At 40.8% G+C, this 12,480-nt stretch carries 4 protein-coding genes; 2 read left to right on the top strand and 2 right to left on the bottom strand.

The annotated features are described in order from the left end of the window. Nucleotides 1-56: 56 nt before the first annotated feature. Nucleotides 57-6,788: a CBM96 family carbohydrate-binding protein gene (locus OCK74_RS04000; RefSeq protein ID WP_279295704.1), complete on the bottom strand. Its 6,732-nt coding sequence runs from the start codon at nucleotides 6,786-6,788 to the stop codon at nucleotides 57-59. Between the two features lie 709 nt (nucleotides 6,789-7,497). On the opposite strand from OCK74_RS04000, the gene OCK74_RS03995 reads away from it, so the two are divergent. Continuing rightward, nucleotides 7,498-8,349, top strand: a complete 852-nt coding sequence (locus OCK74_RS03995; protein WP_279295703.1) for an ABC transporter permease — start codon at nucleotides 7,498-7,500, stop codon at nucleotides 8,347-8,349. 5 nt (nucleotides 8,350-8,354) lie between these two features. Further along, nucleotides 8,355-9,659: an ABC transporter ATP-binding protein gene (locus OCK74_RS03990; RefSeq protein WP_279295702.1), complete on the top strand. Its 1,305-nt coding sequence runs from the start codon at nucleotides 8,355-8,357 to the stop codon at nucleotides 9,657-9,659. Between the two features lie 32 nt (nucleotides 9,660-9,691). On the opposite strand, the gene OCK74_RS03985 is transcribed toward OCK74_RS03990, so the two are convergent. Beyond that, the gene (locus tag OCK74_RS03985) at nucleotides 9,692-12,454 is read right to left on the bottom strand and encodes a CBM96 family carbohydrate-binding protein (RefSeq protein ID WP_279295701.1); all 2,763 of its coding nucleotides are present in this window, start codon (nucleotides 12,452-12,454) and stop codon (nucleotides 9,692-9,694) included. Nucleotides 12,455-12,480 lie beyond the last annotated feature (26 nt).

Raw genomic sequence — 12,480 nt, 5'->3', positions numbered from 1 at the left:
AACATTTTTCATAACTTAAGGTTCCAAAACTTGCCAAAACCGGCAAACTCAAAATGCTAGCGTATGAGTAATTTAACCACTTCTGTTTTCCTTTCTCTCGAATTTATTTTCAAAAAATACACTCCAGGCTTGAAGTTGAATTTTGAAACATCTACCTCCATTGTCGATCCACTTACAATGAAGCTCGGCTTTGATAACTCAAATACCCTGCCAGTCATGTCAACAATCTGAAGTGAAATATTTTTGTAAACCGATTGAAACTGAATAAAGAACTTTTTATTGAGCGGATTAGGGTACACTATGGGTTTAACTAAACCATTATCCATACCCAAATTATCTGTTCTGGCATTTGTAATCAACGATGGAGTACTGCTGAATTGATATACTTCAACAGCACACACCATTGGCCTGTTCACTGTAGCCGAAAAGTCGATGTTCAATTTGCCATCACTCACCGTTACCGGAATGTTCTTAATGAGCGCCGAAGCTGACCCCACTTGCTGTGCCACATCAAAATTGATCAACTTGGGTTGATTCTCCACATTCACACTCATCACCCGTGAACCTGGTCCGCCAACCAGCCCCGCACCCGGATTACCCCAGTAGATCTCTGCAAAGTGCAACCGCACTACATAACTGCCATTAGCAATGGGAATCTCGTAGCGGAAAGGTTTCTTATCTGCATTGGAAGATTGCTCAATTAAATAGAGGGCATCCTCATCTGTAGCACTGATTTGGGTCAATTGAGAATTGGTAAATGGCTCCAGGTTGTCAAAGGCATAAGGCACATCAGACACCCAGGTATTACCGTTCACCGTTACATTGCTGGAAGATCCACTCTTGATGCGGAATGGCACACTAACAGTCGTACCTGTTGCTTTTCCAATTCCATATAGTGGCACCCTGAGTGGCGAATTAGAATTGTTATAATAGATCAGCAAGTCTGCGATCTTCAGCCCTTCCGAAATTGGGTTGAACCCAATGGTCAGACTGGTGGTTGCCTGCGGACTCAGAGTCGTGCTGACTGGCATAGCAGCAGTGAACTCTGATTTATTATCACCAACAATTGCAACAGAAGAAATGGTAATATCCGGATCACTGGAACCATTAGCATATGTCTGTCCCAAACTCTTCAGGTTAAGCGTAAAGGAGTTGGTACTTTGCAAAAGATGTTCTCCAAAATCAACAGCAGAAGGAGTCGCGCTGAGTGCTGAGTAGTAAGCAGTTCCGATTTCCGGTCTGATGTTGGTCACATAATAGGTATTGTCATTATAATCAAAGTTGGTAAACTGTGTACCCAGGTAATCATTGGAAACAATATAGGTATTAGGAATAATTTGCCCATTGGCATCATATGCCTTCCATACCCGTATACCGATCTTATGCCCTGTATTTTTTAAAGTATCAGTCCAGTCCTGGCTCCCAATTCTAAAGCCAAAAGCACCAGTTGGAGTGAAAGAGCCTTCGGCAGGGTTAGTGGGTAAACTTCTCCGTGGGAGCATAGATTGCGCATCACGGCCAATATGGGTAAAGACTGCATTCAAAGTGTTTGATCCTTTGAGGTGCCACCTGAAGGTTTCCGTGAAGGTACAGCATCCGTGATAAGCTGACATCTGCCGTATAGTTATAGGTTTGGAAGCATCAGCCCGCACAAAATAAGAAGAAAGAATCTCATCCCCTTTAGGCTTACTAGGGTCGCCATCATCAGGATCCGTACTGCTAAAACCGGTTTTTGTTTTGAATCCGAATACATTGATGATAGCCTGAGCACTAGGCTCAAAGACATCTTCTCCTTGTCTCTGCCAAAATCCGTTAAGAGCTAAGGTCTTAAATGGTGCATTGTCATCATTGGAAACGATGGTGATATTATCCTGCAAAAATTTATTCCTTGCTGTAGTAACTGAATCATCGGCGATAAATAACACTTGAAGATCCGCAAATGTGCCTGGATTGACAACAACTGGTATAGCCGATGGAGTATAGTCAACACCTTTTAGCTTAAACAACTTCCAGTCCTTTTGATTAGACAAAATCAATTTGCTGACAACTAATGGATTGATGCCCTTATTATGAATCCTGATCCTGACAGTATCGTGGTTTGCATTATAGGTAAACGGCGCTACTGTGTCTCTTGTCCATGGAGTCTGTATTCTTGATGCAACATAGAGCTCATTTGATGGGAACTTATCCAAATTCTCCACAAATAAAAGCGTGTTACCAGCAGGTACTTCACTAGTGGTTGTAATGATCAGCTGTGGTTGATTGAACGCATTTTCCTTGCTATTAAAAGAAATGGTTTTATTTTGATTAGCCGAATCTTTCAATACAAAGCTGGCTATCTTATCCGCGGCAAATTGAGCTTTCACTGTATTAGTAACATCCAGTTCATAATATTTTGCCACATCATTGATGTCTAATGAACCAATAGAAGTAGTGGCAGCACCAGGTGCGTTATTATAGTTAATGACACCTTCCGTCCATGAATCATCCGCAACGCCATGAACCGTTACTTTTACATTGGCTGTACTTTCTGTATTGCGGCCATAAATACGAAGCTTGGCAGATACGACATCATTAACACTGTTCAATGGGAATTTCAGGTAAGACTGCCGGGTAAAACTGCTGGCGGTAGCCCCTTTAACAACCAGAGCTGTATCAGATCCATAATTGGTATTCGCATAAGTGCCATTCCGCACATATGCATCAGCTATTGGCTCTATGTTAACCGTGGCGGCTTGCGCAGCTGTTTTTACGTTTTTAACGACAAATACGATATCCTGGAAATCGATGCCCGTAGTCGTCTCCTCAAATGCAACCAGATAAGTAAATGGCACCTCTACACCACTTGTATTTTTATATGGATAAACACGAACGTGGTGTGGTATACTTCCGGTGAACGTATTCAGGCTGTCCTCGCTATAAAGATGCCTGTTGCTAAAGAATGGCCAGCGGGAATAGAATCCAAAGGAAGCTGTTCCCGGATCATATGAAAGTGTACCAGTAAAGTTTACGTTGACAGTCTGGCCATTGGACACAGGATTATTGGAAACAGTTAATAATTCATGTTTAGAGGTACTATCTCCTGAATTGTACCAGCCCATTCCAACAACCGGGTTATTGGTTGTAGGACCAAACACGGCCAATGGTTCAATGGTAACGACTCCCGTATCTGCTTTAACAAATTTCTGGATGCTTACTTCATCCCCTAAAAGAGGGGCTTTTTGCAAACTTGTACTGCTGTTAATTACAGTTGTTGCCGCATTGTCATCACCCACTGAAATAGGTATCTCCAACAAATTTAATAATGCTTGTAAAGATGGCTCATTCGTTCCACCTGTTCCTGAAGTACCTATGCCCCTTAGAGCTACAGAAACAGTTGGGTTATTGGCATCATTGCTGGCGATATCAACTGATGCAGTCTTTAAACCCACAGTTGATGGATTGAAGGCTACTGAAATACTAATTGAATCACCTGGATTAATACCTGCAGGGAAAGTAGGTAAGTTACCCAATACAAACTGATCCGCATTTGTTCCGGTTAAGGAAATACCTGAAACGGTAAGAACACTGGTATCAGATGTATTTTTTATTTTAACCACTCGATTGATACCAACAGCTCCACCTATTACATCATTATCGTATATCTTCATGGGTTTGACGGTAATGAGATTTCCAACTGTAGTTGTAGATCCCTGAGGCCTGAGGAGGGTTATGATGCCTTCTCCCCCATATTCAGAAACATAGATATTACCATTTCTTACATCTTCCGTTAGATCCAATGGATCTATAAATCCAGTAAAGCCTTGTATGGATGCTCCGTCATTGTAACTTATAATATCATTATTAGCACCTCCAGGAGTAAGTGTAACAATATCATCGTTTTGGCTGTACCGTACCACCAATAACTTTCCCTTCAAAGCCCCATTGAATGTATTGCTCTTGTATTCTATTGCGCCATCAGGTGATTTATTGGCTTGAAAATCAAAAGCATAGCCACGCCAATTGGCATCAGGTGCAATACCGATAGGATAGGCATCTGTCTGACCAGGATCTATTGAGGTTGTGGGATTACCTCCATTCAATACATACTCGCCCCTGGAAGGATTGGGATGACCATAATACCCACCTGGTTTAACCCTGAAAAGAAAATCTTTCATGGTTTGCTGCACGTTCGTTAACGCTGGTATTGAAGGACCATTATAAGGTGTACCATCCGGCCTTATTGTACCAGCAACAGAGGCAGGCGAATTACCACCAGCCGCAGAACCATTGGTGGGTACATACAGCTCTCCATTGCTATGCCATACCAGGTCATAAGCATTTCTAACCCCTGAAGCATAAATAGTCAATGGTGCATTGGGAGCATAAGGATTATAAGTACCTCCTTCCGCAGTTTTTACATTTAATGGTAATGTTCCCAATTTTGTTAAGTCCAACCGCAATACAGCCCCTGTAAGCAAATGCTCATCTCTAGACTCCCAGGTCAGATCAGCAAGCCCCATGGCACTATTAGAGCCCTGGTTTATATACATGGCGCCATCCGGGCCAAATGCAATACTATTGGTCAGGTGATCTTTAGCCGATCTTGGTAAATTGATCAAAAGATCCTGAACATTTTGAAGATTATTGCCACTTAACCTTGTCAGCTTCCCGTCCCAATCAGGAGCATCTACAAACATAAAGGAGCCATGGGTCACATATGCAATCAGGTTATTGGCTGTTGACGAAGGGTCAAAAGTAAAGCCAATGGCTAATCTCGGCGTCCTGCTACCATAAGCATCTTGTAAAGAAAATAGCAATTCAGGATCTTGTAAAGTGCCGTCAGGGTTGATAACAAAGCGTTTAATGACCCCGTCAATACTTAAAGCATAAAGCTTACCATCCGGCCCGATCGTCAGACTGGAATGCCTACCCACTGTGTTGGATAACTTGATATGATCGAATTTCACATTAAGGAGTGCTTGCGTTGAAACAGCAGTCGTGGTGAAGGTACTGGAGTATGGAATAAAGGAAGCTCCTGACAAATCCTTCACACTATCTGTAATGGTAAAGACATAACTTGTGTTAAGCTTCAATGGATTATCCGGCACTAAAGTGATAGCATCTCCCCCTGCCGTTCCATTTGCATGCGCAGGCACATGGGTATTTGTCCCCTGTTCGGACAAATAAACGGAAGAAGAGGTCAAGGTATTATTATTAACACCACCATTAGGCAAGTTCAAAATACTAGTTGATATTGAAGTATTTTCACTCACATTTTGAGAGCCATGTTCAGGGCTTACCAGTACCACAGAAGGTCTTGCGCTGGTACTGGGCTGAATGATGATATAGTTTATCTTTGTGTTTGTCCCCCCTATTTGATCAACAGTCAATAGTCCATCCGCTACAGTTACAGAGATAGTTGCCGATTTGAAGCGGGTGCTAGTGGTAGGAACAAAATTAACAATCGCCGGTACCCCTTCTACATTAATATAATGTTTACTGTCTATATAACTACCATCTCCTACAGAAACTGTAACATCATAATTGCCATTGGCCGCCTGAATTTCCCATTTTCCTTCAATTGTGCTCGTTGGCTGCATATGCATAAATGTAGCCAGTAAGATATCAGAAGGCGTCGTTCTTTTACGGCCATATTGGGTCAAATTAAGCGGAGTGTTATCCGATCGCTTTACCCACCCATACGTATTGCCTGAACCTTGGTTAGCCCCTGTTCGCAGCCCAAATGGTTCTCCAAAATCCCTTATCCAGCCAGCCGGCGGTGTGGTGGCCGCATCCTGGAAATTAATTTTTAAATTAACGGGCGTACCGTTTGACCCAGCTTTTACTGTTAAGAATATATCTAGTGTAGCATTCTGATATCCTGGAGCAGAAGCTACTACCTTCGCTGAATATTTTCCAATGGATAAATTGGTGGCATCAAAATCAAAAGTGATTTCAGACCCGGTTGTATAATTGATACCATTTAAAACATTTCCGTTTACACTTAGCCATGCAGGCACACTTCCGTTTGCGTCTATGGCATTCAATTGTGCATTTACAGGAACATTATTGGAGGTAGAAATAAATTCAAGGAGACTTTGTGTGCCACCTTGTTCTACATCAGCATTTTGAGTAGATTGATTAAATAAGATAGCGTTTTCAGTCTGGCCACCTGTATTTTCGGTTATAATGACAAGTTGTGGCCGATTGAGCACCTGCTCTTTACTGTTGAATGTCAGCGTTTTATTTTGCTTTAAGGTGTCTTTTAACACAAAGCTCGCGATCTTATCTCCGGCAAACTGTGACTTTACAAAATTGGTTACATCCAGCTCATAATATTGTAATTGGCTATTGACACCTACAGTACTCAAGGCTGCCCCGGATGAAGCTGGCATATTGTTCCAGTTAATACTGGTTTCATTCCAGGAATCATTAGCAACACCAAAGCACGACATGTATATAAGAGCGGTATTCTCTGTATTATTACCATATACGCGCAGCTTTGCCGATACAATCGAATCAGTAACACCAGTGAGCGCAAATTTCAAAAAAGAGTATCGCTTAAAACCAGTTGCAGTTGTTGTATTGGTCTTCAGCACCAATGTAGGATCTGTCCCATAATTGATGGCAGCATAACTACCATCACGAACATACGCATCTCCTGCAGGTGTGACAGTCGTTGTGTCAAATGAAGATTGAGCTAAAACAGTGGTAGTCAATAAACTACAACAAAACACCAAAAAAAATAGCTTGGAATAGGATGCAACCTGAAAACGATTGAAAAGCGTAAAGATGTCTCTAATCACAGCTCCGGAGTTTAAGTTGAACAAATGGTTAAGGTGTATAAAATCTATACTTGGTTAAAAACACAGGAAATGAATACAAACTGTTTAGCATTCCTTAGGATATCTATTCATGCGCTCATTCACCGTTAACATCAATTGCCAGATTGATGATTCCATTACAAAACGAACAAGACCAACCACACAAACAATCGGGAATTTTCAGACAAGACCATATTGCAAAATGAAGCTAAACCTTGCCTGTTCTTAAAAAAGCTTTACATAATGATTGTAATACTTCTTAAGCCTGTTACAATGATAATTAACTAGGATATAAACAATTCAATCTTTGCAGAGGATATTAATAACGACACAGGGTAAAAAACGGATGGAGCGGATCGTTTAAGCAGGTACGGAGTTTACGGATTTAAACCAAAATTAAGGGATTTAAAAACTTAACAAAAAAATTTTATCTTCAAAGCATACATATTCTTTTAATAACTTTAAATAATTCAAATAGATAAAAAAGTAGAATATCACCTGCTTGTATAAAAAAATACATTTTAATAACTAGTTGCTACATACTGAAAGGACTAAACAAAATTGAAACGTTTCACATATTGAAGAGCTTATTGCTCCATAAAACTGACGAGTTTACATTTCCATTTTTCACTGTAAAATATTACTTTAGGGTAATTAGAATATTTTCAGAGCGGTACATCAACACATCACCATGTCAATAACAAATAAATGGGATTGGGAAATAGGAAAAAATGTAACTACTTGGAACTGGAATTTAAAGGAAATTTGGGCTTACCGCCACCTTTTGATCAATTTAGTAAAAAGAGATTTCACATTAAATTATCAGCAAACAATTTTAGGTCCTCTATGGTCCCTCTTACAGCCAGTATTTACCTTAATTACCTATGTAATAGTTTTCAGAAACTTAGTAGGCCTGTCAGTAGGCACATTGCCTCCAATATTGTTTTATTTTTCAGGAATTGTACTTTGGAACTTCTTCAGTGAAAGTTTCACAGGCACATCGAATACCTTTAAAGAGCACTTCTACTTATTCAGTAAAGTTTACTTCCCCAGAATTATTATGCCTGTATCTGTTGTATGCACACATTTTTTGCGTTGCTTACTTCAATTAGCATTGTTAATTCTGCTCGTTTTATATTATTGGCTTTTTCGGAACATTAATATCCATTTCGGCCTCAACTTACTGGGCGTGCCTTTATCTATACTTCTGGTTGGATCTTTAGGCCTTGGGGTTGGCTTGATCATTTCATTGATTACGGTGAAATACAGAGACATTGCAAACATGGTCAGTTTAGGTATCCGATTGCTGATGTTTATGACGCCTGTTATTTACCCATTGGCATCAGTGCGGCCAAGTCTGAAGTGGATTGTGGAAGCAAATCCATTGACCGTTTATTTTGAATTGTTCCGATTCAGCTTATTTGGTGAAGGCACAGTTTCATATTTAAATCTTTTAGTCAGCACGTTAATCACACTTGGAATTTTATTGACAGCCCTGCTGGTATTCAATAAAAAAAGCAATTCCTTATTAGATATCGTTTAACTTTTATGTCAGAAGTCATATTACAGGTTCAGGATTTATCCAAAATGTATCAATTGGGAGTGATCGGAAGTGGATCACTAAAGAGGGATTTGCAAAATTGGTGGTCAACCAAAATCCTTAAAAAAGAAAATCCATTTTTCCAGATACCTTCTGATGATGTTTTGAACACATCAAAAGACTTTATTTGGGCATTAAATGAAGTAAGTTTTGAAGTAAAACAAGGCGAAGCCTGGGGAATTATAGGTAGCAATGGTTCAGGAAAATCTACATTATTAAAAATAATTTCAAGGATCATTAATCCGACTAAAGGCTATGTAAGAGGGAAAGGGAAAGTGAGTAGTCTTTTGGAAGTAGGAACAGGTTTCAATCCGGAGTTTACGGGCAGGCAAAATATTTACATAAGCGGCTACATCCTCGGAATGAGCAAACAGGAAATCAAGAAAAAATTTGACGAGATCGTTGACTTTTCCGGTGTAGAAAAATTTCTAGATACCCCGGTAAAAAGGTATTCATCCGGTATGTATATGCGATTGGCATTTGCCGTAGCAGCACATCTTGAACCAGACATTCTGATCGTCGATGAGGTACTGGCAGTGGGAGATGTCGACTTTCAAAAAAAATGCATGGGGAAAATGCAGGAAGTTTCAAATAATAACGGCAGAACCATCCTTTTTGTGAGCCATAATTTACAGGCCGTAGGAAATTTGTGTAATAAAGCCTTATGGCTGAATAAAGGTAAAGCTTCTGCCATCGGTGAAACTTCAGGCGTGATCAATACATATCTCACCAGCTTAAAAAATGACCCGAAACAGCAATGGACAGCCCCAGATCTTGCACCAGGCAACTCCCAGATCCGTATAAAAAAGGCCTCAGCCAAGCCACAGGGTGAAACATCTGGCACCTTGATTACAGTAAACTCCCCGATTCAGCTTGACTTTGAATTTTGGTGTTTCCTGGATAATTGCTCTTTGAATGTTAATGTGATGCTGTTTACCGAAAAAAGGGAATGTGTTTTTAACCTGGGTACTCCCAGCATAACAGCTGAAAAAGGAATATTGGCTTTAACGTGTATCATTCCCAAAAACCTATTAAACAATTCCGGATACTCACTTTCACTAGTTGTGCTTAAAAACAACAATTTCAATGTCTGCGAGTTTACAGATTGCATTTCATTTGAAGTAGAAGATGTTCGTGAAGGAATGTACTATTATGGAGAATGGCCAGGTATTATCAGACCCCAGATTACGAGTTACTTATACGTAAAAGATACAGTCGAAAATGAAGCCTTAAATAAAGCGAAAGTTCCGTAAAGAGGAACCTTCGCTTTATTTACTATTGAAATTTATTCTAATTGCAGTTTAATAACCTCCGTATTCCTGTTTTCAGAAATGATTTTCAGATAATAAATACCCTGTTTTAACTGGAACCTTGAGAGATTGATTTCAACCGTTGTTCCTCCTTTTTGGATATGATATGCTCCAATTTCATTGACTCTTCCTAACTGGTCTGATATCTCAAGGTTTGCATTTCCCTCATAACCAGTTGGAAACTCGATCTTGAACTTATCCCTGGCCGGATTTGGATAAACTTTTGGTTTTGCCAGATCATTATTCATTTCAATGACATCGCTGATGGCTTGTGTAACTGATGCGCCACTGCTGAATTGATACACTTCCACAGCACACACCATTGGCCTGTTCACTGTAGCCGAAAAGTTGATATTCAACTTGCCATCACTCACCGTTACCGGAATGTTCTTGATAATCGCTGAGGCTGAGCCCACTTCCTGGGCTACATCAAAGTTGATCAGCTTTAGCTGGCCCTCTATGTTCACACTCATCACCCTCGAACCAGCGCCTCCAATAAATCCGGATCCCGGATTGCCCCAGAAAATTTCTGCGAAATGCAACCGAACTGCATAGGTGCCATTGGCTATAGGTATTTCATAACGGAATGGACGTTTATCTGCATCCGAAGACTGCTCTCTTAAATACAACACATCTTCATCCGTTGCACTGATTTGAGTAAGTCTGCTGTTGGTAAAGGGCTCAAGATTGTCAAAAGCATAAGGCACATCAGACACCCAGGTCTTGCCATTCACCGTTACGCTACTGGAAGAACCACTCTTGATCCGGAATGGAACTGTAACCGTAGTACCAGAGGCCTTACCGATGCCATAAAGCGGCACCCGTAGAGGTGTGGGTGAGTTGTTGTGATAAATCAGCAGATCAGCAATCTTCAACCCTTCCGAAACAGGCTTGAATCCTACTGTCAGCGTTGTAGTAGCCTGTGGCCCAAGGGTTGTAGCGGCTGGCAGGGATGCGGAAAACTCCCCGCTATTATCCCCTACTACAGATACTGAAGAAATGACAATGTTCGGATCTTTGGAGCCATTGGCATAGGTTTGTCCCAGGCTCTTCAGGTTCAGGGTAAAGGAATTGGTACTTTGCAGCAACTTTTCACCAAAATCAACAGCTGAAGGAGTGGCGCTAAGGGCTGAGAAGTTAGCAGTTCCTACTTCCGGTCTGATGTTGGTAACAAAATAAGTGTTGTCATTATAGTCGTAATTGGTAAATTGAGTACCCAGGTAATCATTGGAAACAATGTAAGCATTCGGAATTAGCCGTCCATTGGCATCTTTTGCTTTCCAAACCCGGATACCAATTTTCCGTGATGGATTATATATAGTATCAGTATGATCCCTCTTCCCTACCTTAAACCCAAATGCAGTCGTTGGATTGTAATTGGTATTTTCTGACGGCAAATTAGGAGTCGCCCTACGAGGCAACGAAGTTTGTGCATCGATACCAATCTGCGTAACAAGAGCAGGTGCCGGATCCACAGTTGGGTTGGTGCCTTTATTGAAGACTCTTAAATATTCTGTATAAATATTATCGCAACACCCATGATAGGCAGACATCTGCCTGACCGTGATAGGTATTGATGGATCTGCCCGGACAAAATAGGCCGAAATAATTTCATCTCCTTTCGGTTTCTTCGGATCACCTAAGTCAAGATCTTTGTAAGTAAAACCCGGATCTGATTTAAAATTAAATGCATTGATTACTTCAACTGCACGGGGTTCATGTGAGCCTTCACCCTGCTTCTGATAGATACCGTGAAGGAAGACAGTTTTGGAAGGAGTTTTCTTATCATTCGAAATAATTGTAAGATTATTCACTACGATCGCAACCCTGGTTGCCAGGTCTTTAGCAATAAATAACAAATAAAGATCAGCAGATGCTCCCGAATTAATGGTTAACGGTAATGCAGATGGAGTATAGGTAGCACCATTTAGTTTTGAAAACATCCAGTTCGATGTATTGGATAATATTAAATTGCTGATCACCAGCGGGTCGATGCCCTTGTTATGAATCCTGAGACGAATAGTGTCATGGTTAGCATTATATATGTACGGAGGCATTGAGTCTCTTGTCCAGGGGATTTGAATCCGGGAAGCAACAGGATGATCATTTGACGGAAATTTATCCAGGTTTTCTACAAAAAGCAACGAATTGCTCGCAGGTGCCGAACCAGAAGTAGTAATAACCAATTGTGGCCGATTCGATGCGTTTTCCCTGCTGTTTAAAGTCAGGGTCTTCACCTGGTTAGTAGGATCTTTCAACAAGAAGCTGGCAACTTTGTCTCCAGAAAATTGAGTTTGTACAAAACCGGTTACATCCAGGTCATAGTATTGCGCCACATTATTAACCCCTGCACTACTTAAAGCAGACCCACTGGCAGCAGGTGCATTGTTAAAGGTGATCCCGCCTTCCGTCCAGGAGTCGCTCACGCCATAAACAGACATATTCACAGTAGTTGCACTTTCTGTATTGCTACCGTATACACGGAGCTTGGCAGATACTACATTAGAGACACCTGCAAGCTGGAACTTAAGATATGATACCCGAGCAAAGCCACTGGATGTTGTTCCTTTGACAATTAAATTTATATCACTACCAAAATTAGTACCGGCATAGGTACCATTACGCACAAACGCATCCTCAATTGGCGACAATGTTATGGGAGATTGAGCAAACACTGATGCGCAGGAAAATGCACATAGAAATCCAAGTAGAAAGATAGGATCAAAAAAAGATTTCATGTGCTTGGCACTGTAAGTATGGTTTC

Source organism: Paraflavisolibacter caeni, from assembly GCF_025628885.1.
Classification (GTDB): domain Bacteria; phylum Bacteroidota; class Bacteroidia; order Chitinophagales; family Chitinophagaceae; genus Flavisolibacter; species Flavisolibacter caeni.
This window is presented reverse-complemented; position numbering and strand designations above follow the sequence as displayed.

Bases quoted from the DNA above. Each gene is read 5' to 3' on its own strand.
- OCK74_RS03995 (WP_279295703.1), top strand. From the start codon at position 7,498: ATGTCAATAACAAATAAATGGGATTGGGAAATAGGAAAAAATGTAACT.
- OCK74_RS03990 (WP_279295702.1), top strand. From the start codon at position 8,355: ATGTCAGAAGTCATATTACAGGTTCAGGATTTATCCAAAATGTATCAA.
- OCK74_RS03985 (WP_279295701.1), bottom strand. From the start codon at position 12,454: ATGAAATCTTTTTTTGATCCTATCTTTCTACTTGGATTTCTATGTGCA.